Below are 24,042 nucleotides of genomic sequence, written 5' to 3'. Positions count from 1 at the left end.
TCAGCGACCTTCCTCGATCCAGGTGGCGGAGGGACCGTCGAGAACGATGTCCCACTCGTAGCCGAGCGAGAACTCGGGCTGCGAAAGGTCGTGGTTGTACTGCGCGACCAGGCGGTTGCGGGCCGACTCGTCGGTCACCGAGCGCAGGATCGGGTCGTACGGGAAGAGCGGGTCGTTCGGGAAGTACATCTGCGTCACGAGCCGCTGCGTGAACGCCGTGCCGAACATCGAGAAGTGGATGTGCGCGGGGCGCCACGCGTTGGTGTGGTTGCGCCACGGGTACGCGCCCGGCTTGATCGTCCGGAAGAAGTACCGGCCCTGATCGTCCGTCAAGGTCCGTCCCACACCGGTGAAGTTGGGGTCGAGCGGCGCCGGGTGCTGGTCACGCAGATGCGCGTACCGGCCCGAGGCGTTGGCCTGCCACAGCTCGATGAGCTGGCCGCGCACCGGGCGCCCTTCGCGGTCGAGCAGCCGCCCGGAGACGGTGATGCGCTCGCCGAGCGGCTCGCCCTGGTGCTGCACGGTGAGGTCGTTGTCGATCTCGGTGATGTCGGTCGGACCGAACACCGGACCGGACAGCTCGACCGTCTCCGGGTCGCCGCTGTTCACCGCGACCAGCGGCTGCTTGGGGTGACGCAGCACGGAGCTGCGGTACGGGGCGTAGTCGCGCGGCGGGTGGTGCTGGACCGGGGCGCCGCCGGCGACGGCTTTGTCGTAAGCGTTCTGGGCGTCGTTGATCTCGACGTCGATGTCCGACTGGGTGAGCGTCATAAGGATTCCGATTCCTACGGGTCCTGGGTGGTCTTAGCGTTCGAGGACGAGGGCCAGGCCCTGGCCGACGCCGATACAGAGGGTGGCGACGCCGACCCCCGAGCCCTTGCGGGCGAGTTGGTGAGCGACGGTCCCGGCGAGCCGGGCACCGGAGGCGCCCAGCGGGTGGCCGAGGGCGGTCGCGCCGCCCTGCGGGTTGAGGATCGCCGGGTCGAACTCGGGCCACTCGGCTACGCAGCCGAGGACTTGGGCGGCGAACGCTTCGTTGAGTTCGAGAGTTGACAACTCGTCAAATCCCTTGCCTGCCTTGGCGAGTGCGCGGTTGACGGCCTCGACAGGGGCGAGCCCGAAGTAGTGCGGGTCGATCGCAGAGACACCGGAAGCGGAGACGCGGGCGAGCGGCTCGCGGCCGGTGGCTCGCAGGCCGTCCTCGTCGACGAGCAGCAGGGCCGCGGCGCCGTCGTTGAGCGGAGAGGCGTTGCCCGCCGTCACTGTCCCGTTCTCCTTGCGGAAGGACGGCTTGAGTTTCGCCATCGCGGCGAGGGATGCGTCTGCGCGTACGCATTCATCGGCGCCGAAGACGACCGGGTCGCCCTTGCGCTGCGGGATCGACACAGGAGCGAGCTCGGCGTCGAACAAGCCGTCCGCCTGGGCACGGGCCGCCTTCTGATGGGAGGCCAGCGCGAACTCGTCCTGCTGCTCCCGGCCGATCTTGTGCTTCTCGGCGATCAACTCCGCGCTCTCGCCCAGCGGGACGGTCCACTGCGGGTCCATCTTCGGGTTGACCATGCGCCAGCCGAGCGTCGTCGAGTACAGCTCGGTGTGCCCGGCCGGGAAGGGCTTGTCGCTCTTCGGCAGCACGTACGGAGCGCGGGTCATCGACTCCACGCCGCCGGCCAGGGCGATGGAGGCGTCGCCGAGCGCGATGGCCCGCGCGGCCTGGATGACGGCTTCGAGCCCGGAGGCGCACAGCCGGTTGACGGTCACGCCCGGCACGGACGTGGGCAGGCCCGCGAGGAGTGCGGCCATCCGACCGACGTTGCGGTTCTCCTCGCCCGCGCCGTTCGCGTTGCCGAAGTACACGTCCTCGATCCGGGACGGGTCCAAGTCGGGCGTACGGGCGAGGAGTTCACGGATGGCGTGCGCGCCGAGGTCGTCCGGGCGTACGCCGGCCAGCGAGCCGTTGTACCTGCCGAACGGGGTGCGGACGGCATCGACGATGTAGACGTCCTTCATACGAGCTCCTCGGGAGTGCGAACTTTCGCGGCGGTCTTCGCGACGATCTCCTCGGTCTCGACACCCGGCGCGGTCTCGACGAGGACCAGTCCGTCGTCGGTGACATCGAGGACACCGAGGTCGGTGATGATCCGGTTCACACACGTCTTGCCGGTCAGGGGCAGTGCGCACTCCTCCAGGATCTTCGGCGAGCCGTCCTTGGCCGTGTGCGTCATCACGACGATCACCCTGCGGGCGCCGTGCACCAGGTCCATGGCGCCGCCGATGCCGGTGATCAGCTTGCCGGGGATGGCCCAGTTGGCGAGGTCGCCGCGGGCGGACACCTGCATGGCGCCGAGTACGGCGACATCGATGTGGCCGCCGCGGATCATCCCGAAGGAGAGGGAGGAGTCGAAGTACGAGGCGCCGGGCAGGACCGTGACGGTCTCCTTGCCGGCGTTGATGAGGTCGGGGTCGACCTGGTCCTCGGTCGGGTACGGGCCGGTGCCGAGGATGCCGTTCTCGGACTCCAGGATCACCTCGACGCCGGGCGGGAGGTAGTTGGGGATCAGCGTCGGCAGTCCGATGCCGAGGTTCACGTACTGGCCGTCCTCCAGTTCGCGCGCGGCGCGGGCCGCCATCTCGTTACGCGTCCAGGCCATCAGGAACTCACCGTCCGCTGCTCGATCATCTTGGCGTTCGCCTGCTCGGGGGTCAGGGCGATCATCCGCTGTACGAAGATCCCCGGCAGATGCACCGCGTCGGGGTCGATCTCGCCCGGCTCGACGAGTTCCTCGACCTCGGCGATCGTCACCCGGCCCGCCATCGCGGCGAGCGGGTTGAAGTTGCGGGACGACTTGTTGAAGACCAGGTTCCCGTGCCGGTCGCCCTTCGCGGCCCGTACGAGCGCGAAGTCGGTGCGGATGCCGTGCTCCAGCACGTACTCCGTGCCGTCGAACTCCCGCACCTCCTTCGGCGGCGAGGCGAGCGCGACGCCGCCCTCACCGTCGTACCGCCAGGGCAGTCCGCCGTCCGCGACCTGCGTGCCGACGCCGGCCGGGGTGTAGAAGGCGGGGATGCCGGCGCCGCCGGCCCGCAGCCGCTCGGCCAGCGTGCCCTGCGGGATCATCTCGACCTCCATCTCACCGGCCAGGTACTGCCGGGCGAACTCCTTGTTCCCCCCGATGTACGACCCGGTGACGCGGGCGATGCGGCCCGCCGCGAGGAGTATCGCGAGCCCCGACTCCATCGCCCCGCAGTTGTTGGAGACCACGCTCAGGCCGGAGACCTCCCGCTCGTACAGAGCCTGGATCAGAACGTTCGGCACACCGCTCAGCCCGAAACCGCCCACCGCGAGCGACGCACCGTCCGGCACATCGGCCACCGCATCGGCGGCTGTGGCGACCACCTTGTCCATCCGTGAAGCCCCATCTCTTCCGAGCGGTCGGCGCCCCTATCGCGTCTATTACTCAGGGCACTGACTATTTCTGCGAGTTTCCCTCACGCTGCCACCCGCCGGTTCGGTCGTCAAGACTTCATACGTACTGGCAGGTGAGGTGTGGGTCTCTCTGCGCAGACAGCGGTATGGGGTGAGCGGTATCGTTCAGTGCACCGACGAATCCGAGGAGCGCACATGGCCGCGGTGGACCTCACCACCCACCCCGGGCACCTGGCCCGGCGGCTGCAGCAGGCGCACTACCTGCTGTGGAACACGATGGTTTCCGAGGAGATCACCTCGCCGCAGTTCGCGGTGCTGAACGCGCTCGTCGCCGAGCCGGGCCTTGATCAGCGCACCGTGGGGGAGCGGGTGGGTCTTGACCGGTCCACCATCGCCGAGGTGATCAGCCGACTCGGCCGCCGCGGTCTCCTCGACAAGGTCCGCGACCCGCAGGACGGGCGCCGTTTCCTGCTCCGCCTCACGGACGAGGGGGCGCGTACGCATCGCAAGCTGACGGTGCGGACGGCTCGGATGAACCAGGTGTTCCTGGCTCCCTTGTCGGCGGAGGAGCAGGCGGTGTTCTTCGAGCTGCTCCAGCGGGTGTCGGACGCGGCGGAGGGGCTTCGTAATCCGGGAGAACCGCTGGTCACGCAGCGCTGACCGGCGTCACGGTCACGCCTTCGCGTACACCACCCATACCTGGCCCCGGGCGAACGGCATCGGCTCGCCGTCCTGGGTCGTGAACCGCGTTCCGTCCTCGGCCGACGGGCGGCTCCAGTCGGCGTCGAAGGCACGGCCGTCGCGCAGGACCGTCGCCGTGCCCGAGCCCACGGTCTCGGTGTACGGGGTGTTGTTGCCCAGGAAGTCCTTGAACCGGGACTTGCGGATCTTCACGTACTGCACGACCACCGTCGAGGCGGCCATCCGCGGTCCGTCGGTCGTCTCGGCCGGCCTGCCGTCCATCGACACCAGCCAGCGGTTCCGGCCCTGGGACCAGGTGAAGGTGAAGCGGGCCGAGGGGAAGCGCACGGTGTGCGAGGTCTCGGCCTTGCCGCCCGCGGGCAGCGCGCCGTATTCGAAGCCGGTGGTCAGCGCGTCCGCTCCGGGGGCGGACTTCATCAGCCGCTCGGGGCGCAGATACAGGTTGTGCGGGGCGGATCTGTCGGTGCCTCGGTAGTACGCCGTCGAGTCCGACTCCGGCGGTGCCGCCTTCAGCGGGGCCTTGTCGATCAGCGGCAGCAACTTGCCCTGCGCTCCCGAGAAGGCGAGCGTCGGCTCGTCGAACTGGCGCAGCAGCTCAAGGTCGGACTCGCGCGCGCTGCGCACCGGTCCGATCGCCTTCGGGAACTTGGTCGCGTACACCGCCATCAGCCGGCTGAGGCCGCCCTCCACCTGCTCGGCGTACACGATGTCCGCCGCGTCGATGCCCGTGTGCGGCCGGGCCCGGCTCGCGTTGTCGATCTTCACGGCGAGTACGGAATCGGCGCCTGTGCCGTCGTCCGGCCCGCGGCCGTCGTCGGTCTCCTCGGGCGTACAGCCCGCCATGGCGGAGCCCGCCAGTAGCGCGGCCAGTAGGGCCGTCACCAGCGTGGTACGCCTCGTCCGACCCTTCAGCCCCGTCCGCCTCACACCTACGCTGGCCACTGTGCCCCGTTTCGCCGCTTTTTCGATTTGGGATTCAATCAGGTCCTACCCAATCGGCCAAGATCGAAGGCGGTTCAATCGGTCGTGCGGGTAACGGGGAACAGGTACGGACGGCGGTCCTGCCGGTCCTACGGCCCCAGGATCTCCTCGAGGTTGTAGCGAACCGGCTCCTCCAGCTGCACGTATGTGCGCTCTCAGTCGTCCGGTCGGGGCGCCAGCGGCGGAAGCGGGCCGTGTGCCGGAAGCGCCGGCCGTTCTCCAAGCGGTCGTACGCCACCTCACACCCGCTCCGGCCTGAGCGGCACCCAGGACAGGTCCTTCTTGCCCGACGCGAGCGAGGGCTGATCCGGCGCGGCGGGCCCCGGCCCTGCTCTCAGTTCCGAGCAGTACCGGGGCCCGCCGTGTGCTCAGGAGGTCCGGTGGACGAGCTGGCTGGTCAGTTCGTATCGCGCGCCGACTATGACCAGGTCACCCGTGGCCACCTTGGCGGCGAGATCGGGCTCCGCCGCGAGCCGGGAGCGGACGAGTTCGACGTTGGCATCGATCGTCGCGTCGATGCGGGCGTCGCCCTCCTTGCTGTGGTCGATGGCCGGTCTGATCTGATCGGCCAGGTACTGGATGTGGGCGGGCAGTTTCTCGCCGGACTCGTCCGCATGAACCGCCGCCTTCACAGCGCCGCACGACTGGTGCCCGAGCACCATGACCAGCGGTATGTCCAGCTCCAGCACCCCGTACGCGACGCTGCCGAGCACGGCCTCGTCCAGGACCTCGCCCGCCGTGCGCACCGTCATCAGGTCGCCGAGGCCCTGGTCGAAAACCAGCTCCGGCGGTACGCGGGAGTCGATGCATCCGAGCACGACTGCGAAGGGGTGCTGACCCGACGTCAGCGCCAGCCGGACGGTCGGCGACTCGTCGGGGTGTCGTTCGCGGTACGTGCGCCAGCGGAGGTTGCCCGCCGCCAGTTCCCGCAGGGCTTCCCGCGGGGTGGTCGGCCGGGGGCGCGTGCTGCCGGTGGGAGTGGCGGCGGCGGAGGGGGCGCCGGCGGCGAGACCGGCACCGAGGGCAGCGGTGCCGGTCAGCGCGGCGCGGAGCAGAGAGCGCCGGGCGGGAGCGACCCTGCCGGCGGATGCCGTCGACGCGAGGCCGACAGCTCTGTGAGGTGGGATGTCAGAATTCACAGGGAGGAACGTACGTCTGCATCTGGCCGAAGATCGTTCATGTGGCCGGTTCTTGACGCTCCATGAACCAACCTTGGGTGAATCCATCCCGGATCGTTGTCAGGTCTTGTGACAACCAAGGTGATCGCTTCCAGCCATGTCCTGCGGGACCGTCCGCGCGTCGTGGAGCCCGAGTACCCGAGTACCGGATGGCTGCCGTCGCCGACCGTCAAAGTCTGTCGATCTCGTCCGTCGTGCGCCCCAGACAGGTGACCGGCCCGGGATCCGGCACCTCGATCTCGTGGAAGCCCAGACGGTCGTAGAAGGCCCTGGCCGGAGTGTTGGCCGTCACCATGGTCAGATGGACGGCCTGCACGCCACTGTCCCGCAGAGCCCGCAGGAAGCTCCGCATCAGTGCACGTCCGTGGCCGCGGCCCTGCCATTCGGGGAGCAGGTCGATGTGCAGGTGAGCCGGATACGCGGCGAGTTCCGGGGCGATCATCCGCTCGGGGTGGTGCAACAGCCGGACCATCGCCTCGTCCGGGGTGCTTGGCGGGCCACTGGGCTCCGGAAAGCGGTCCGCGACCAGGGGCAGCCACTTCGTGCGGAAGGCTTCGGCGAACCGGGGAGTGTCCGCGGTGCCGAGGATGTAGCCGACCGCCTGTCCCTGCCCGTTGTCCAGCACGAAGGCCAGCTCCGGCTCCAGATGGACGTACGGAGCCGCGAAGATCGTCGGAAAGATCGCGGGATTCGCGTAGACGGGCCGGCTGTCCTGGCCGTTGTGCGCGGTGCGGACGCAGATGTCGTCGAGGGACTCTCGGTCCTCGGGGCGGTACGGGCGCACAGTGGGAATCGGAGCCACCGCAGCATCCTGCCTCGTCCGGAACGCTCCCACAATCGCCCGCCCGCATACGAGGCAAGCCCGGCACGCCTACCGCGGCTCGCATGAGTGAAGCGGTGGAGTTGGTGGCGGCCGGGCGAGCCGAAGCGGGTACAGCCGAGCCGGGCGAAGAGGGCGGCGCCTCCACCGGAGGCGCCGCCCGCGGAACCTACAACTCCTTGATCCGGATGTCCCGGTACGAGATCACATCCGTCGTGCCGTGCACCTGGAGCCCGATGTAGCCGGAGGCGAACCGCCGCCCGTCCGTGCCCGGGTCGTCCGAGCGGGGCGGGGTGAAGTCCTGGCCGCCGATGTTGTCGAACTCGTTGATCAGCACGCCGTTGCGGTACACCGAGTAGTGCTGGTCGACCACGCGGATCTCGTAGTCGTTCCAGGTGCCCTTCTGGGTGACGCCCGCACCGGCCAGGCCCACGCGGTCGAAGCCGTAGACCGAGCCCGACTTGTACATGTCGCCGTCCGGGCGGTCGTTGATCTGCAGCTCATGCCCGTACTTGATGGCGACCCACTCCGGACGCGACTCCTCCGGATGGTCGTGGACCCACGGGAAGCGGGCGAACACACCCGCGTTGGCGTTCCCGGTGCCCGGCGCGTCATCACGCCACTGCAACTTCAGCGAGAAGTCGCCGTACTTGCGCTCCGGGAACCACAGCATGCCCATGCCCGCCACCGTGGTGCTGCTGGTCATCGAACCGTCCGCGTTCACCGCGAACTGGCCGCCGCCGACCTGCTGCCACTGCGCGAACGACTCCTCGGAGCCGTCGAAGATCGTGCGGTAGCCCTCGGTCTGGCCCGGCTTGCCGATGCCCGACTCCTTGGCGGCCTTGTTGATCAGCTTGTACTCGCGCTGGACGATGACCCCTTCCTTGAGGAGCGCGTCGAGGACGGTCTTCACGTGCTTCAGGAACAGCGCGTGGGACGTCCACTCCTTCTCGTCCTCGATCAACTCGTTGATGCGACACCGGCTGTTGGTGACCCGGTTCGGCACACCCGTGTCGACCGTGCCGACGATGACCGTCAGCCGCTCGTCGTACTCGGCGCAGGCGGGCGCCGGCACCCCGCCACCCGAGGCGATCGTGAAGCTCACGGTCCGCGCGTCGGAGGTGTTGCCCGCCTTGTCGCTCGCCCGGTACGCGACCCTGTGCGCGCCCGCGCGATCGACCACGACGGGTGCGGTGTACGCGAGATACGGCCCACCGTCCAGCGAGTACTCGATGGCGGCGACCCCGGAACCATGGTGCTCGTCCGTCGCGGTCACCGTCACCTTGGCGCTGTTGATGTAGGCCCCGGAGGAGTTCTTCGTGCCCTCGACACTCACGCCGGTCACCGGCGGAGTCTTGTCCTCGGCGGGCGGCGCGACCACCGTGAACGAGACGGACTTCTCCGCGGCGACGTTGCCCGCCTTGTCCGTGGCCCGGTAGCGCACCTTGTGCGTGCCCACCTCGTGGACCATCACCGGAGCCGTGTACGGCTGCCAGGCACCGGAGTCACCGAGCGCGTACTCGATGGTGTTGACGCCGGAACCCGTGTCGGAGGCCGTCACGGTGACGGTCGCCATGGAGAGGTACGCACCCTCCGGATTCTGCTCACCGGTCACCGAAGCCGACGTCTCCGGAGCCGTCGTGTCGTCCGTCGACGGCGACGCCACCGTGAACTCCTCCGCCTTCTCGGCGGCGACGTTCCCGGCCTTGTCGACCGCTCTGTAGCGAACCTTGTGGCCGCCCACCTGGTCGATCACCAGGGGCGTGGTGTAAGGCTGCCAGGCGCCCGCGTCACCGATCGCGTACTCGATCCGCTCCACGCCCGAGCCCTCGTCGGTCGCGCTCAGCGTCACCGTCGCCGAACCCACGTACGCCCCGTCCGCGTTCTGCGTACCGCTCACGTCCGCCGAGGTCTCGGGCGCGGTCGTGTCCTCGCCGGTGCCCTCGGTGACCACGAGAATGCCCTGCATCTGACCGTGGCCCGGGATGGTGCAGTAGTAGCGGTACCGGCCGGGCGTCAGGGTCACCTCGGCCGTGTACTTGCCGCCCTGGTCGTCGTTCGGGTTGGCCAGGATGTTGAGCGGGACGTCGTTGTTGTACTCCGGGTCGGAGACGTCGAACGTCAACGTGTGCGGCATACCTGTGGTGTTGCCGGTCGCCACACTGTTCTCGAAGACGATCGTCGTCGGGCCCGCGACCGCGGTGGCGGGCGCCGACAGGTACTTGTCGATGTCGTTGCCGGCCGTCCACGTGAGCGTTTGCGCGGCGGCGTCGGCGGCTGCCGACGGGGCGCCGGCTCCATCGGTCTGCCCCGAAGCCGACGTGGACGTCAGCCCCAGCACCATCAGCAGCGACGCCAGAAGCGCCGTCCACAGGCGTGCGGTTCTTCGCCTTCGTATGCGTACGCCCGTCACTGTGCCTCCCTGGCCAGTTGATCGGCGGCCGGCGTCGGAGCGCCGCCCTGGTAAGTGACCTGCCACAGCGCCGACTTGGCGTCCGAGGTGAAGAAGCCGCGGCCGTAGTCGAGGGCGTACAACGTGCCGTCGGGGCCGAACTTCCAGCCCATGAGGTTCTTGATGCCGTCATTGCCCACGGGGATGATCTTCTTCAGCGACTCGGCATGCACCGGAATCCCGCCCTGGCCCGCCGTCTTGGGGTCGAGCAGGACCGCGTGACGCGGCTGGTCGGCGTCATAGAAGTCACCGACGAACCACTTGCCGTCCCAGTACGACGGCCACGCCCCCGCACCCGCGGATGCCGCGTCATAGCGGTAGACGGGTCCGTTCATCGCCGCCTGACCGCCGCCCTTCAGCCATGGCAGCAGGAACGTCTGCTCCTCCGTCTTGTACGACGGGACGCCGTTCGCGTCGCGCGGGAAGTCGGGGCCGCCGCCCTGGGGCGAGTACCAGATGGTGTTTCCGGTGACCGGCGGCAGGTTGACGAGACCGTCGTTGTTCGGCGACTCGTTCTTCGGGGCGTCGCAGTCGTACCAGCCCAGCGGCTTCGTCGGGTCCGGCAGATTGCGGTCGCGGTAGGGCTGCTTGTTGCCCATGCAGTACGGCCAGCCGTGGTTGCCCGGCTTGGTGATCGCGGCGAACGTGTCGTACTTCGCCGGGCCCCAGGTCGTCGACGGGTTTGACGCGTCCGGGCCGACCCAGCCCGCGTACAGCGTGTCCGTCTTCTTGTCGACGGAGATGCGCGCGGGGTTCCTGACGCCCATCACATAGATCTCGCCGCGCGTCTTGCCGCCGCCCTCGTCGGTCTCCTTGCCGGTGAAGAGGTTGCCCTGGGGCAGGGTGTAGGTGCCGTCCGGCTCCGGGTGGATGCGCAGGATCTTGCCGTTGAGGTTGTTGGTGTTGCCCGACGTCCGGCGCGCGTCCGCGAAGGAGACGCCCTTGTAGTTGGGCTGCGGGTTGTTGCCTGAGTAACCGTCGCTGAAGCCACTGGAGTTGTTGTCGCCCGTGGCGATGTAGAGGTTGCCCTTGGAGTCCCACGCCATGCCGCCGCCCGCGTGGCAGCAGCTGTGGATCTGCACCGGCCACTTCAGCAGGACCTTCTCACTGCTCAGGTCCAGCTTGTTCGTGGCGAGATCGAGCGTGAAGCGGGAGACACGCCGCTCGGCCATCCGCGTGTCGCGGTTGATCTGCGCGTGCGGCGTGTAGTGCAGATACACCCAGCCGTTCTGCTGGAACGCCGGGTCCAACTCGATGCCGAGCAGCCCCTCCTCGACCTTGATCAGCTCACCGCCGCCGCCCTTGTTGCCGAACACGGTGAGCGCGCCGGCCAGGGTGACCTTCTTGGTCTTCGGGTCGTAGACATGGATCTCGCCCTTGCCCTTGCCGATGTCGGGGTTGTTCCAGTCAGTGACGACGGGCGCCGAGGCGTCCGCACCACCGCGCCCGATATAGATCACGCGTCCGTCGGGGGCGGTGACCAGGCCGTGCGGCTCGCCGATCTGGTCGTTCTGGCCCGGCTGGTTGGGCTGGGTCAGCCGCTCCGCCTTGTAGTTGGCGTTGATCGCCGCTTTGCAGTCGGCCCGCACGAGCCGCGTCGTCCACAGCAGCGCTCCGCGCAGATGCGCACGGAAGTCCGTTTCGTCGTACGAGGCGACCGTGCCGCCCATGCCCGTGTAGAAGGAGCGTCCGCCGTCGTAGTCGCGGCACCAGGACACCGGGTGGTCGGCGCCGTTCTTGCTGTCGCCCGGCTGGTACGTCGACTCGCGCACCCGCGCCACGGTGTGCACGTCGCCGGAGGGGTTCTTGACCCAGTTCAGCCAGGCGTCGGGGCGCTTCCACTGAAGCGGGAGGTCCTTGGTGGCCGGGTGCTGCCGGTCGCCCACCTCAACGGTCGCCCGCTGTACGGCAGTTGGGCTCGACGCGGCCGGGCGAGCACCGACGAGTCCCGTGAACCAGTCCGAGTACGGTTCGGCGCGGGCCGCGTCATGGACGCCGAGGAAGCCGCCGCCCGCCTCCATGTACGCCTCCAGGCCCGCCTCCTGCTCCGCGTCGAGGACGTCGCCGCCGCCGGTCAGGAAGACGACCGCGTTGAACCGGCCGAGCTTCGTCTCATTGGTGAACACGGAGGCGTCGTCCGTGGCCGTCACCTTGAAGCGCTGGTTCGCCGGGCCGGTCAGCCCGATCTCCTCGATCGCCTCGATCCCGGCGTTGACGACGGGCGACTCGTCCCCGCCCGCCGCGGAGCCGTGGAAGAGCAGCACCCGTACGTTCGCACTGCCTGGCGGTGACTTGATCGACATCGTTGTCAGCGGCGGTTCGGGGGCCTGGCGCGCACTCGCAGGACCGCCCGAGAGCAGCCCCGCGGTGACGAACCCGGCAGTCAGGACGGCCGCCCAGGCCCGCCTCTTCACCCGTCTCTTCGTGGTCAACTCGCCTAAGGACAGGGATCTTTGATGCGACACGAACCGCATGGGGTCATCCACTCCTCGTCGGTCACAGCAACAGCGCCAAGGAAGCTAGACCTCTTTGCCCGTCCCGCCAATAGGTACGACCGGAATGGCACGAACTTTGTCCTGAGTGTGGAAAAACGAATGCGGTGCCGCTACCGTCTCAGCGGTTCATCTCCGTAAATTCCGTACCAGGGTGGGGAGTTCGGCATGGACAGACGCGGCTTCAACAGGCGCGTACTGCTGGGCGGTGCGGCCGTCGCGACATCGTTGTCTCTGGCTCCCGAGTCCCTCGGCGCCGCAGATGCCGCGGAGCCGGTGAAAACCGCCCCGGCCGGCGGCGAGGTCAAGCGCATCAAGCTGTACGCCGAGAAACTCGCCGACGGCCAGATGGGCTACGGCCACGAGAAGGGCAAGGCGTCGATCCCCGGCCCGCTCATCGAACTCAACGAGGGCGACACCATCCACATCGAGTTCGAGAACGCCATGGACGTGCCGGTCAGCCTGCACGTCCACGGCCTCGACTACGAGATCACCAGCGACGGCACCAAGCAGAACAAGAGCGATGTCGAGCCGGGCGGGACGCGTACGTACACCTGGCGCACCCACGCACCCGGCCGCCGCAAGGACGGCACGTGGCGTGCGGGCAGCGCGGGTTACTGGCACTACCACGACCATGTCGTCGGCACGGAACACGGCACGGGCGGCATTCGCAAAGGGCTGTACGGTCCGGTGATCGTCCGTCGCAAGGGCGACATCCTCCCGGACGCGACCCACACGATCGTCTTCAACGACATGCTGATCAACAACAAGCCGGCGCACAGCGGCCCCAACTTCGAGGCGACGGTGGGCGATCGCGTCGAGTTCGTGGTGATCACGCACGGCGAGTACTACCACACCTTCCACATGCACGGTCACCGCTGGGCCGACAACCGCACGGGGATGCTGACCGGCCCCGACGACCCGAGTCAGGTGCTGGACAACAAGATCACCGGGCCTGCCGACTCGTTCGGGTTCCAGGTGATCGCGGGGGAGGGCGTCGGGGCGGGGGCGTGGATGTACCACTGCCATGTCCAGAGCCACTCGGACATGGGGATGGTGGGGCTGTTCCTGGTGAAGAAGGCGGACGGGACCATCCCGGGGTACGAGCCGCATGAGCCACATGAGCCGCACGAGCACTGAGCGCGCCGCCGGCGGTGCCTGTCTACGTCTACGCGAGAGCCCTGCCGGTTCCTTTCGCAGGGTGGCAGGGCTCTAGCGGTCGTACGAGCGTCAGGCGCCCTAGCCCTTCGAGTCCGGCTTCCAGTCCTGGACGAGGAGCCCGAGCAGCACCTCGTCCAGGAACTCACCCATCACCCAGGCCGAGGAGCGCAGCACGCCCTCGCGGACGAAGCCGTTGCGCTCGGCGGAGCGCAGCATCGCGGCGTTGTCCGACAGTGTCTCGATCTGCAGCCGCTGCAGGCCGCGCACGACGAAACCGTAGTGGCACAGCACCGCGACCACGTCGGTGCCGTAGCCCTTGCCGCGGGAGGACGGCAGCAGCCCGAGGCCGATGTGCGCGGACCGGTTGTGGTTGTCGATGCCCCACAGCGTCGCGGCGCCGACCAGCGTGCCGCCGTCCAACTCCACCACGGAGAACGGGACGCGCCCCTGCTCCTCGTCGTCCACCATGAACGACGACTCCTTCGAGCCGGATGTGATCGGCCGCCATGGCCCGCCTGCGGCCCGCGAGGCGTTGACCACGTCGTCGTGGAGCTCGGCCTGCAGGATCGGGATGTCGTCCTCGTGCCGGGCCCTGAGCCCGACCTTGCTGCCCTTTAGCATGCAAGCTTCCTATCCGACCGGGCCGGACAGCGGCAAACCAATAAAAGATCGCCTCAGTGACTGCGATGGGCCCGGTGGACTCAGTGGAGGCAGAGACAGAACGGATGGCCGGCCGGGTCCGCGTAAATCCGCCAGTTGGCCTCCGGGCGGAGCTGATCCGTCCGCTCCAGCACGGTCGCGCCGAGGGCGAGCGCCCGCTTCTCCTCCCCCTCGAGGTCGTCCACGTCGAAGTCCAGATGGAGCTGCTGCGGGCGCTCCTGGCCGGGCCATTCGGGCGCTCGGTAGCCGTCCACCCGCTGGCAGGCCAGCGGCGTCCCCTCGAACCCGTGCACCTCGACCCAGTCGGAATCCTCCGGATCCGCGACCACCCGCCCGCCGAGCAACTCCGCGTAGAACTCCGCGAGCCGAACCGGATCAGCGCAGTCCAGCGCGACCGCCTGCAGCTTTCGAATCACTTCCGACACCTCTCACTCTTCGGCCGCTTCCGCGACGCCTCCCGTACGGGAGGCGTCGTACCCGCCGCGGCGGTCGGCATGCGCGGCGGTACGCCGGACCGACTCCGGGCTTCACCGAAAGGGGAGGCGGCGGCAGGATCCGCCATCCGGCATGGCGGCGGCCGCGAAGGTGTCGCCCCACGGGGAACCATGAGCATCAAGGACAGCCGGGCGTTGAGTGGAACACTCGACTCCAGTGAGTCAGGCTGGTGGCCATGCGGTCACTTTTCCGCGCATCCAGCCCATCAGGAGCGGGCGGTCACAGCCGGGTCCTCTTCCGACTCGGGCAGTGTCTGCCGTTCGTGATCATACTGTTCGCGCTGGGCATCGAACTCTCGCCCGCACACGAGGTGATCACCGGTCCCATCCTCGCCGCGATACCGGCACTGGCGGCGCTGACGATGGGCCCGAAAGGCACCCTTGCGGCAGTGCTGGGAGCTTTCTCCGTCACCGTGATCACGGCCACCCTCCACCAGAGCTGGGGTGGCCAGGTCTACAGCAACCTCCTGTCCCTCATCGTGGTGTCAGTGGCCAGCATCACGATGAGTAGCGCCGTACGCGCGCACAGGCAGGGCGAACTGGACCAGGTTCGCCGGATCGCCGAGGCCGCACAACGAGTCCTGCTGAGACGGGTGCCGGCCCGGCTGGGGCCGGTGCGGATGGCCAGCCTGTACCTCGCGGCAGAGGCGGGAGCGCAGATCGGCGGCGATCTGTACGCGGTGTCGCAGACCCGGTACGGGGTCCGGATGATCGTGGGTGACGTCCGTGGCAAGGGTCTGCCTGCCGTGCGCCTGGCCGCGGTCGTACTGGGTGCGTTTCGCGAGGCCGTGCACTACGAGGACGAACTGGTGGAGGTGGTGAACCACTGCGCGGCCGCACTGGAACGGGAGTGCGCCGTGCCGAGTGCGATCGATCCGACCGCTGCGGAACACGAGGCCGAGGATTTCGTCACCGCGGTCGTGGTCGAGGTGTCCGACAGCTTCGCGGTCCAGGTGATCAACCGCGGCCATCCGCCGCCGCTGTTGCTGCGCCGGGGCAAGGTCGAGGCCTTGATGCCCGCCTCGCCGCTGCCGCCCCTGGGGCTGGAGGAATTCATCACCGCTCATCCCGCCAAGGCGGAGAGCTACCCGTTCACGCCCGGTGACCGTCTGCTGCTGCACACCGACGGCGTGATCGAAGCGCGCAGCCCCGACGACGGTTTCTTCGCCCTGCCCGAGGCCATGGAAGCGGCGCATACGTGCAGCACGCCGGAGTTCCTGGAGCAACTGCACCAGGGGCTGATCCGCCACACCGGGGGCTACCTGGCGGACGATGCGGCGATGCTCCTCGTCGAACGGCTCGACGTAGAGGATTGACGGTCGGCGAGCGGGATGCGTCAGGACACCAGTCCGTCCAGTTCCTCACCGATCACCTCGCGCAGGGCGTCGTGCTGAGGACCAAGCGCATACCGCTCGTCGCTCCACCACTCTCGCGGATACAGCCACACGGGCCTCCGCACGAGATCGGCCGGCTCCCAGTCGAACCGCGGCCACACATGCGCGTGCAGGAACGGGTCGGTGTTCCCCAGAATCTCCAGGTTGACGCGGCGAAAGGCCGGGTCCAGCCGCTTGCAGACGCGTTCGACAGCATCACCCAGCCTGTCCATGTCGGCCAGGAACGCCAGCCGTTTGCCCCGGGGCAGCTCCGACAGCCGCTGCACCGCAGGATCCTCCGCGAGGAGCACCGAGTATCCCGGGAGGAACTGAACGTCCCCGATCACCGCGAACCCGGCTTCCATCCTCCGGAGCACCGTGGGATTCCCGCCCCGAAGCGCGCTGCCGATCCGGTCGTTCCGCCAGTCATCAGTCATGATCGGACCCTGCCCCCAACGGGGCCGCTCGATGTGGATCCGGAAGTATCAGGGAGCGCTCTCAGCGATGCGGCGACCAGGAGTTATCCTGACTCGGAACCGCTGCCCTGAGGAGTTCCGAGGTGTCCGAGTCGTCGACCGTGTCGCGCCCCACGCTGGAGGCGGTGGCGGCACGGGCGGGGGTCTCCCGGGCCACCGTGTCGCGTGTCGTCAACGGTGGTGACGGGGTCCGAGAGCCCCTCGTCGAGCGGGTCAGGCGAGCCGTCGAAGAACTCGGTTACGTCCCGAACCAGGCCGCGCGCAGCCTCGTCACCCGGCGGCACGACGCGGTCGCCGTGGTGATCGCCGAACCCGAGACCAGGGTCTTCGCCGACCCCTTCTTCGCGCTCCAACTCCGGGGTATCAGCAAGGAGTTGACCGCTCATGACTCCCAGCTCGTACTGCTCCTCACCGAGGGCCGCGACGACCATGCGCGGGTGGGCCGCTATCTGGCCGGCGGCCATGTCGACGGCGCGCTCGTCTTCTCCCTGCACCTCGACGACCCGCTGCCCGAACTGATCCACGGCGCCGGGGTACCGACCGTGTTCGGCGGGCGGCCCGGCTGGGGCGACGGGACGCGCAGCGCGGTCTACGTCGACAGCGACAACCGGGGCGGCGCACGCGAGGCCGTACGCCATCTTGTCGCGCTCGGCCGTACGCGCATCGCCCACATCACCGGCGCCCTCGACCAGACTTCGGCGGTCGACCGGCTCGACGGGTTCCGTGACGTCATGGTGGACGCCGACCCCCGGCTGATCGCGGAGGGCGACTTCACCCCGGCGGGCGGCGAGCGTGCGATGCGGGAACTCCTCGATGCCTGCCCGGACTTGGACGCCGTGTTCGCCGCGAATGACTTGATGGCTTCGGGGGCCCTGCGGGTTTTGCGGGAGCGGGGGCTTCGGGTGCCCGAGGATGTCGCGCTGATCGGGTTCGACGACATGTTGCCGGTCGCGGAGCAGACCGACCCATCTCTTACGACGGTCCGTCAGGATATCGAGGAGATGGGTCGGTTGATGGCTCGGCTGCTGTTGCGGGGGCTTGCCGCTGCCGCGGGTTCGCAGGGTGGCTTGGAGGCGCCCTCCAGCGTTGTCCTGCCGACAACTTTGGTGCGGCGCGCCTCCGCGTAGGTTCCGCGAAAGCGTCTGCCCGGCAGGGTAGTTGGGCGGCTGCGGGCCGGTTGTGGCTGGTCGCGCAGTTCCCCGCGCCCCTAAGGGGGCGCCCCTGACCGCTGCCTACCAGGGCTAAGAACCCACCGTCACCGTGAACCTTCGCGGGTTGCCGTCATGCGCCGCCCCCGACACGTCCGGTTCGCCGTCCGGGCGTACGTCGTCGTACGGAAAGGCGTAACCGATGGGGGAGTTGGCGTGCACCACACGCGACCAATGGTTCGTGATCTCGCCCTTGTAGTAATCGGCCGCCGTTGCGCCGTTCGGCTGGCTGGCGTGCGTGAGCATGATGGAGCGATTGAAGCCGGCGGCGAGGCGGGCGAGGAGGCCCTTCTTGTCGTCGGGGTCGCTCGGGTTGTTGGTGAACGGGCCGTGGTTGCAGGTGAAGATGTCCTTCGACGTGGGCTTGGCGAAGGTGTGGCCGCCGTTGAAGGTGAGGGTGTCGCCGCTGACCCGGCCGGTGAACACGCCCCGCCCGCCCTGGAGATCGATCTTGAGGTCGGTCGTACGGTACTTCTCCCAGACCTGGTCGATGTAGCTGTTCCAGACGTCGCGGAACGGCATCTCGGCAGGGCGGTCGAAGTAGGGCGCCATCAGGTTCTGCGGGGAGATCACCCGGAGCACGTCACCGCCGTCGTTCCGGATGACGAGCTTGTCCCAGGGCTGTCCGTCCTTCGCCGCCTGCGCCGCGAGGCCGGAGGCGATCTTGTCGACGGCGCCGTCGGGCAGCGGGGCGACGGTGTGCGTGGCGTCGCCCTCCAGGGTCAGGCCGATCGGCAGGGCGGTCACCAGGTCGACGTAACTGATGTTGGCGAACAACTGCTGAGGGTTGAACGTGAACTCGCAGAACGACCACGTCTTGCCGTAGTTCGCGTCGGTGGGTGTGGCGAAGGCCGGTTCCACCAGCCCGGGTCCCGGGTTGAGGAAGAAGTCGAGCGTGTTGTCACGTACGAAGTAGACGCGGGCGCCGTACATCTGAGGCAGCGTCAGCACCTTCGGCGCGGAACCGGCGGCACCGAGCGGGATGGCGCAGTCGACGGGCAGCGGGGTCTGGGGCGCCGAGGGCGACTCGGGCCGGTAGACGCCGCCGTCGGCCCGCAGCAGCACCCAGTTGCCGGTGGGCTGCTCGTGCCCGGTGACGTACGCGCGCACCGTGCCCGGCAACGAGACGTTCTGCAGGGCGAGTTCGCAGGTGGCGGGGGCGGCCTTGGCGGCAGGGCTGAGAGCGCTTCCCCAAGTGGGGTAGCTGGCGGCGGTCCCGATAGCGGCGGCCGAGGTCAGGAACGTTCTACGTGAGATCACGGAAGGTCTCCTGGGGCGTGGGGGGTGCCGAGCGAGCCGATGTGTGGGGATCGGCCCAGCTCCTGCGGTCTGCACCAATGTCCCCAGGGGGAGTTGAGGCGTCAAGGGTTACGACTGAGAGCGCTCCCAAAATCTTCATCCGTTCAAAAGTTGACCACGCCCCGGGCAAGCCCGTACCCCCAACGACCCGCAGCTTCTCTCCGGCGGGAGGGGGCGTGGGCCGGTGCGTCGTATGCCCGTCGCTTAGGTCCGGTCTCGGAGAACCCGCACCCTGTACCAGGCCAGGGTCGTATGCCCGCCCTGCGACGGGCTGACGCACCGGCCCACGGCCCCGCACCCCCACCCACCCAGGGGCGCGGGGAACTGCGCGACCAGCCACACTCAACCCGCACCCAAAAACCGCCCAACCGCCGGAGGCATTAAGCCCACGTTGAGCGAACGTTTTTCGCCGCTCGGCACCCTCGGAGCCATGCACATCGAAAGCATCGCCGCACCCGACCTCTCCTGGCAGGAACAGGCGTTGTGCGCGCAGACCGGGGCCGACTTCTTCTTTCCCGAACCGGGGAGCTCGGTGCGTGAGGCGAAGCGCATCTGTGGGCTGTGCGAGATGCGGTCCGCCTGCCTCCAGTACGCGCTCGCCAACGACGAACGGTTCGGCGTCTGGGGCGGCCTGTCCGAGAAGGAACGGCTCAGTCTCCGGCGGACGCACCAGCAGTAGTCGGAGCTTCGTTTCTCGAAATTCAGTCCACGTGACGGCCATGGGCATGCAGAATCCAGCGCATGCCCAGCACCCCGCAGTACGAGGCCGATGACGAGACCGAGAGCTTGCTGAACGTCCTCGACCCGCTTCCGTATCCGCAGCGTATGCGCGAACTCGCCGCGCGCGTACGGGACTTGCGCCACTCGCTGCGGCCCGTGCTGGAGGCACTCGAAGCCCGCGGCCCCTACGAGCGCGGGATCGCCGTCGTCGCGGCCTCCGTCGCCCGTGACGCCGAGTGGATCGCCGCACGCGTCGCCGACCCCGATCCGTACGTCCGGGGACACGCACTGCGCGTCGCCGACAGCCTTCAAGTTGCCGACTCCGTCTACGAGTCGGCGCTCGCGGACGCGCCCGAGGCCATCCGTCGCGGGCTGCTGCGCGCGATCGTGGCCGGGCGGCGCACCGCGCTCGCCGACCGGCTGATCGACGGGCTGCGACGTGACTGGGGCGACGCCGAGGCGGCCCGGCTGCTGCCCGGCTGTTCGGCGGACACGGCCGCCCGGCTGCTGCCCGAACTGTTCCACGCGGTCACCGGCTGGCGGCAGCTCGCCAAACGGCACCCCTCTGCCCTACTCGACGTGACGGAACGGGAGTTGACCAGCCTGCCCGAGGCGATGCGCGGCGCCTGGTGGGACCGTTACGCGGACGCCGTGGCCGCTGTAACGCCCGCCCAGCCCCTGCGCGTGCTCGACCTCCTGGAACGCCTCGGCCCCGCGACCCTGCCCCACCAACTCCGCGCCCACGTACCCGCGTTCGCCACCGCCGACCCACGGCGCGTGGTGCGTCTGCTCCTCACACCCGCCTGGTCCGGCGTCCTCGACATTCACTCGATGAGCGCCACCGTACGGCGCCGCCTGGCCCGCTCCGGGGCACCCGAACTCATCGCGTACGGCAGGACGTTGGTCCCGAACGGCAGCCTTCCCCCGCTCCTCAGGGCGCTGCCGCCCGCTCAGCGGTACGCCTTCTACACCGAGGTGTACGAGGGCCGGGGCACCCGGCCCTTCTCCGAGAGCCTTCTCGAAGCGCTGCCCCGCAGCCATGCCGTCGACGAGGCCCGCCGGATGGCCGCGACGCTGCGCGAAGGCGGCAGCCGGGAGATCCAGGTGCTGGGCTTCGACTCCTTCCTGCCCGTCGCCGAAGTCCGCGAACGGCTCGTCGAGGCCACCCGGCTTCCGGCCGCCGAGGATCGCGTCCAGGCCTGGCCGTTCCTGATCCGCAACGCGGACCGCTCCGGCGACCCCGAAGCCGTCACCGCCGTACTGGAGGAGATGGGGCGGCTGTGCAACGAGCAGGACCCGGTGCGCGAGGCGGCGCTCGGAGCGCTCGCCCGGGTCCGGCCCGCCCTGTTCACCGAGGACTCGGAACCGCACCTCGACCGTATCGCCGTCGACGCCGTCCAGGCTCCCGACTCCTCGTCCGACACCCGGTACCACCTGAGCCGGCTCGCCGTCGGTGTGCTGCGCGAGCACGCGGCAAGCGGGCGACGGGAGTTGGTGAACTGGGCACTGCGCACCCTGGTGCGGATCTCCGGCAACACCGGCGCCGTCGATCTCGGCCGCCTCGACCAGACACTGCGGCGCGGCCAGGAACATCAGGTGTACGAAGCGCTGCGTCCCTGGATCGAGGCGGGTGCCGAGAAGTCTGACTACAGCCTTGTCTTCGCCCTCACCCGAGCGGTGGGCCGGCGCGCCGCCGGCATGCACGAGCTGCAGGAATTCCTGTGGCAGGCGATCCGTTACGGCGCTGACACGACCGCACCTCTGGCGGTCCGCCTGTGGCTGGAGCCGCCCGCGACCCGGAGCGAGCGCGTGGCCCGGATCCTCGCGCTGGAACCGTCCGCCGGTGAGCTGGAACCGGTTCAGGCGATCGTCACCCGGTGCCGTACGGACCTGCTCGACCCGCTGTTGGCCGACACCCCGCCGTACGGCCGCTTCCTGACCAAGGGCAAGCCTTGGTCCGTATGGGTGGACCGGAACATCCGGCGCTGGGTGCCGCGTCAACAGCAGGCGGTGGCCCGGCAGTTGGCGGCCCTCGCCGAGGACGACGGGCTCTGGCAGGGGTTGCGAGCCGAGGCGATCGAGCAGAGCGCGCTCGTGCCGGGCATCGGCGCCGATCTCGTACGACGCTGGACCGCCTCCGAGGACGTCGTCCTCGCCGAGGCGGCCCTGGCCGCCCTCGCCCGTACCGACCGTCCTGCCGAAGCGCTGCCCGAACTGCTCGCGCACGCGGGCGGCGAGCACGCGCGCGTGGCGGTGTACGCGGCCACGCAGGCATCCCGGTACGCGGCGCCGTCCCTCCTCGCCGAGCAGCTCCGCGTCATGCTGCTCGGACCGGACGTCAAGGTGACCAGCCGTAAGGAGGCCGCCCGCCTGGCCGCCGTACGCCTCCCGGTGCCGCAGGCGGCGCAGCTGCTCACCGAGGCGTACGCACGAGAGGGCACCCATCGCCACGTACGCGCCGCCTGCGTCGCCTCCGCGGTCCCCCTGCTCGCCGAGGAGGCCGTGCGGGAGCTGCTCGGCGATGCCGCGGGCGCGGAACCCGTCCTGCGTGCGGCCGTTCTGCGTGTCTCGCCGCTGGACCTCTCCGAGTCCCATCGCGAGCGGTACGCCCGACTGGTGCGCGACGTCTGCGACACCGACGACCCGAAGACGGCGTCCATGGCCTTCGGCGCGCTGGCCCGCTGGGCGCCGTGGTCGCCGGACGCGCCGACGGTGCTGGCCGACGCCGCCTCGGACCTGGCGGAGCGCGTCTCCTGGCGCGCTGCCGCGAACGGCCTCGTGACGGCCGCGGAGGGATCGGAGCGGGGCGGCGAGGGCCTGCTCCGGGCGTTGCGGGCGCTGGCGGAGGCGGAGGGTGCGCCCGCGACCGTGGAGACCCTGCACGACGCCGGGGAACGTCGCGACCGCCCCGCCCGCCGCCGTATCGAGAACCTCGTCCTGCGCCTCAGTCTTCATGGCAGAACCGCCCCGCGGCTCATCCGCCCCGCCGCTCTCGCCGCGAGTGAACTCCTCGCGGGATACGAGGACTTCGTTCCGCAGGCCGTCGAAATCGCCGCGTTCCATCTGGACCTGGACGCGGATCTGGAGCGGCTGGACCGTCTCGCCGCCCTCACCGAGGGCCGTCCGGCGCTCGCGGCTCGCATGGCACAAGAAGTCGGCAAGCGGCTGCGCCGCCCGGTGCACGAGGGCGACCCCGAGGCCCTGCTGCACGTGGCCCGCCGCCTGACCGCCCATGGCGGCCACGCCCAGGGTCTGCTCGCCGTGGCCCTCACCGGCGCCCTCGGCGCCCGCACGGCCTGGCCGGCACCCTGGCGCGAACACCTCAGACTGCTACGCCGCCACGCGTTGCCCGACGTACGGGACGCGGCACTGGCGGTGGTCACGGCACACGAATAGGCGCCCGGCGGTTGGGCCGGGCGCCTGCGGGGCTCGTACGGGCTGCTTACGCCTGGGCGGCGCGCGCCGCCATCCTGGCCTTACGGGCCGCCAGCTTCTCGTCGAACTTGGACGCCTCCGCGTCCAGGCCGCCCATGTACAGGCCGATTTCCTCCTGCGCCTTGAGGCCCTCCGGGCCGAGACCGTCGATCTCCAGGACCTTCAGGAAGCGCAGCACGGGCTGGATGACGTCGTCGTGGTGGATGCGCATGTTGTAGACCTCGCCGATCGCCATCTGCGCGGCGGCTCGCTCGAAGCCGGGCATGCCGTGACCGGGCATGCGGAAGTTCACGATCACGTCGCGCACCGCCTGCATCGTCAGGTCGGGCGCGAGGTCGAAGGCCGCCTTCAGCAGGTTGCGGTAGAAGACCATGTGGAGGTTCTCGTCGGTCGCGATGCGCGCCAGCATGCGGTCGCAGACCGGGTCACCCGACTGGTGGCCGGTGTTGCGGTGCGAGACGCGGGTCGCCAGCTCCTGGAAGGCGACGTAGGCCACCGAGTGCAGCATCGAGTGGCGGTTGTCCGACTCGAAGCCCTCGCTCATGTGGGCCATGCGGAACTGCTCCAGCTGGTCCGGGTCCACCGCGCGCGAGGTGAGCAGGTAGTCCCGCATCACGATGCCGTGCCGGCCCTCCTCGGCCGTCCAGCGGTGCACCCAGGTGCCCCAGGCGCCGTCACGGCCGAAGAGGCTGGCGATCTCGTGGTGGTAGCTGGGGAGGTTGTCCTCGGTGAGCAGGTTCACCACCAGCGCGATCCGGCCGAGCTCGGTGACCTTGGACTGCTCCTTCTCCCAGGCTTCGCCGTCCTCGAAGATGCCCGGGAAGTTGCGGCCGTCGCTGAACGGCACGTACTCGTGCGGCATCCAGTCCTTGGCGACCTTCAGATGCCGGTTGAGCTCCTGCTCGACAACTTCCTCCAGCGCGTACAGCAGACGTGCGTCGGTCCAGGCGGAGGACGGGCTGCCGAGGTGAGGGGAAGTGATCGTCATGGGTGCTCCAGGGGGACGTACGAGCAAAGGGCACGAACCTACGGCATCGTAGGCTACGAAACCGTAGGTTACGACACCGTAGGTTAAGTGCGCTATAAGGGACCGTCACATGGGTGAATAGCCCCTGAACAGCGGGATCTTCGACTGCAAGCCTGCCTCACACGGACTCGCAGGTCCCC

At 69.2% G+C, this 24,042-nt stretch carries 20 protein-coding genes and 1 pseudogene; 6 read left to right on the top strand and 15 right to left on the bottom strand.

Annotated features, from left to right (window positions below; all coding sequences use genetic code 11):
• Genes pcaH through IEZ21_RS27725 form a run of 4 tightly spaced genes read right to left on the bottom strand, consistent with a single transcriptional unit; the run spans nucleotide 1 to nucleotide 3,403 of the window.
• Nucleotides 1-771: a protocatechuate 3,4-dioxygenase subunit beta gene (gene pcaH, locus IEZ21_RS27740; protein WP_189324613.1), complete on the bottom strand. Its 771-nt coding sequence runs from the start codon at nucleotides 769-771 to the stop codon at nucleotides 1-3.
• A gap of 33 nt (nucleotides 772-804) precedes the next feature.
• Nucleotides 805-2,007, bottom strand: a complete 1,203-nt coding sequence (locus IEZ21_RS27735; protein ID WP_189324612.1) for a thiolase family protein — start codon at nucleotides 2,005-2,007, stop codon at nucleotides 805-807.
• Nucleotides 2,004-2,648 carry a CoA transferase subunit B gene (locus tag IEZ21_RS27730; protein ID WP_189324611.1) on the bottom strand — a complete coding sequence of 215 codons (645 nt, stop codon included), beginning with the start codon at nucleotides 2,646-2,648 and terminating at the stop codon, nucleotides 2,004-2,006. The genes IEZ21_RS27735 and IEZ21_RS27730 overlap by 4 nt, the downstream gene beginning before the upstream one ends.
• Nucleotides 2,648-3,403, bottom strand: coding sequence for a CoA transferase subunit A (locus IEZ21_RS27725; protein WP_189324610.1), 756 nt, complete (start codon nucleotides 3,401-3,403; stop codon nucleotides 2,648-2,650). The genes IEZ21_RS27730 and IEZ21_RS27725 overlap by 1 nt, the downstream gene beginning before the upstream one ends.
• A 216-nt stretch (nucleotides 3,404-3,619) precedes the next feature.
• On the opposite strand from IEZ21_RS27725, the gene IEZ21_RS27720 reads away from it, so the two are divergent.
• Complete coding sequence (locus tag IEZ21_RS27720) at nucleotides 3,620-4,084, top strand: MarR family winged helix-turn-helix transcriptional regulator (RefSeq protein WP_033326114.1); 465 nt, start codon at nucleotides 3,620-3,622, stop codon at nucleotides 4,082-4,084.
• A 12-nt stretch (nucleotides 4,085-4,096) separates the two neighbouring features.
• On the opposite strand, the gene IEZ21_RS27715 is transcribed toward IEZ21_RS27720, so the two are convergent.
• From IEZ21_RS27715 to IEZ21_RS27690, 6 genes and pseudogenes are all read right to left on the bottom strand, one after another.
• Nucleotides 4,097-5,008, bottom strand: a complete 912-nt coding sequence (locus tag IEZ21_RS27715; RefSeq protein ID WP_373302311.1) for a DUF3048 domain-containing protein — start codon at nucleotides 5,006-5,008, stop codon at nucleotides 4,097-4,099.
• A 188-nt stretch (nucleotides 5,009-5,196) separates the two neighbouring features.
• A pseudogene (locus IEZ21_RS27710) lies at nucleotides 5,197-5,418 on the bottom strand (ATP-dependent DNA ligase); the annotation flags it as partial.
• Nucleotides 5,419-5,475: 57 nt separating this feature from the next.
• Nucleotides 5,476-6,246: a carbonic anhydrase gene (locus IEZ21_RS27705; RefSeq protein ID WP_373302310.1), complete on the bottom strand. Its 771-nt coding sequence runs from the start codon at nucleotides 6,244-6,246 to the stop codon at nucleotides 5,476-5,478.
• Nucleotides 6,247-6,454: 208 nt separating this feature from the next.
• Nucleotides 6,455-7,087, bottom strand: coding sequence for a GNAT family N-acetyltransferase (locus IEZ21_RS27700; protein ID WP_189324608.1), 633 nt, complete (start codon nucleotides 7,085-7,087; stop codon nucleotides 6,455-6,457).
• A gap of 187 nt (nucleotides 7,088-7,274) precedes the next feature.
• The gene (locus tag IEZ21_RS27695; protein ID WP_189324719.1) at nucleotides 7,275-9,479 is read right to left on the bottom strand and encodes an OmpL47-type beta-barrel domain-containing protein; all 2,205 of its coding nucleotides are present in this window, start codon (nucleotides 9,477-9,479) and stop codon (nucleotides 7,275-7,277) included.
• 35 nt (nucleotides 9,480-9,514) lie between these two features.
• A complete protein-coding gene (locus tag IEZ21_RS27690) occupies nucleotides 9,515-12,031 on the bottom strand; it encodes a ThuA domain-containing protein (RefSeq protein WP_189324607.1) in 2,517 nt (838 codons plus the stop codon).
• Nucleotides 12,032-12,217: 186 nt separating this feature from the next.
• Between IEZ21_RS27690 and IEZ21_RS27685 the strand changes: the two genes are divergently transcribed.
• Nucleotides 12,218-13,189, top strand: coding sequence for a multicopper oxidase domain-containing protein (locus tag IEZ21_RS27685; protein WP_189324606.1), 972 nt, complete (start codon nucleotides 12,218-12,220; stop codon nucleotides 13,187-13,189).
• A 99-nt stretch (nucleotides 13,190-13,288) separates the two neighbouring features.
• Here IEZ21_RS27685 and IEZ21_RS27680 read toward each other — a convergent pair whose 3' ends face one another.
• Both IEZ21_RS27680 and IEZ21_RS27675 read right to left on the bottom strand, forming a co-directional pair.
• Entirely contained in the window at nucleotides 13,289-13,831 is a 543-nt protein-coding gene (locus IEZ21_RS27680; protein WP_189324605.1) for a GNAT family N-acetyltransferase, read from the bottom strand.
• An 80-nt stretch (nucleotides 13,832-13,911) separates the two neighbouring features.
• Nucleotides 13,912-14,286, bottom strand: a complete 375-nt coding sequence (locus IEZ21_RS27675; protein ID WP_189324604.1) for a VOC family protein — start codon at nucleotides 14,284-14,286, stop codon at nucleotides 13,912-13,914.
• 341 nt (nucleotides 14,287-14,627) lie between these two features.
• Here IEZ21_RS27675 and IEZ21_RS27670 point away from each other — a divergent pair, with 341 nt between their 5' ends.
• Complete coding sequence (locus tag IEZ21_RS27670; protein WP_308429651.1) at nucleotides 14,628-15,680, top strand: PP2C family protein-serine/threonine phosphatase; 1,053 nt, start codon at nucleotides 14,628-14,630, stop codon at nucleotides 15,678-15,680.
• A gap of 20 nt (nucleotides 15,681-15,700) precedes the next feature.
• On the opposite strand, the gene IEZ21_RS27665 is transcribed toward IEZ21_RS27670, so the two are convergent.
• Nucleotides 15,701-16,174 (bottom strand): HIT family protein, encoded by a 474-nt coding sequence (locus tag IEZ21_RS27665; protein ID WP_189324602.1) that lies wholly within the window; start codon nucleotides 16,172-16,174, stop codon nucleotides 15,701-15,703.
• Between the two features lie 122 nt (nucleotides 16,175-16,296).
• Between IEZ21_RS27665 and IEZ21_RS27660 the strand changes: the two genes are divergently transcribed.
• Nucleotides 16,297-17,340, top strand: coding sequence for a LacI family DNA-binding transcriptional regulator (locus tag IEZ21_RS27660; protein ID WP_246568192.1), 1,044 nt, complete (start codon nucleotides 16,297-16,299; stop codon nucleotides 17,338-17,340).
• Between the two features lie 114 nt (nucleotides 17,341-17,454).
• On the opposite strand, the gene IEZ21_RS27655 is transcribed toward IEZ21_RS27660, so the two are convergent.
• Nucleotides 17,455-18,681 (bottom strand): glycoside hydrolase family 64 protein, encoded by a 1,227-nt coding sequence (locus IEZ21_RS27655; protein WP_189324601.1) that lies wholly within the window; start codon nucleotides 18,679-18,681, stop codon nucleotides 17,455-17,457.
• A gap of 469 nt (nucleotides 18,682-19,150) precedes the next feature.
• Here IEZ21_RS27655 and IEZ21_RS27650 point away from each other — a divergent pair, with 469 nt between their 5' ends.
• Together IEZ21_RS27650 and IEZ21_RS27645 are read left to right on the top strand one after the other, a co-directional pair.
• A complete protein-coding gene (locus tag IEZ21_RS27650) occupies nucleotides 19,151-19,399 on the top strand; it encodes a WhiB family transcriptional regulator (RefSeq protein WP_189324600.1) in 249 nt (82 codons plus the stop codon).
• Between the two features lie 62 nt (nucleotides 19,400-19,461).
• Entirely contained in the window at nucleotides 19,462-22,836 is a 3,375-nt protein-coding gene (locus tag IEZ21_RS27645) for a hypothetical protein (protein WP_189324599.1), read from the top strand.
• A 46-nt stretch (nucleotides 22,837-22,882) separates the two neighbouring features.
• Here IEZ21_RS27645 and IEZ21_RS27640 read toward each other — a convergent pair whose 3' ends face one another.
• The gene (locus tag IEZ21_RS27640) at nucleotides 22,883-23,863 is read right to left on the bottom strand and encodes an acyl-ACP desaturase (RefSeq protein ID WP_189324598.1); all 981 of its coding nucleotides are present in this window, start codon (nucleotides 23,861-23,863) and stop codon (nucleotides 22,883-22,885) included.
• Nucleotides 23,864-24,042: the final 179 nt, after the last annotated feature.

Origin of the sequence: Streptomyces flaveus, assembly GCF_014647675.1 — a bacterium.
Classification (GTDB): Bacteria; Actinomycetota; Actinomycetes; order Streptomycetales; family Streptomycetaceae; genus Streptomyces; species Streptomyces flaveus.
This window is presented reverse-complemented; position numbering and strand designations above follow the sequence as displayed.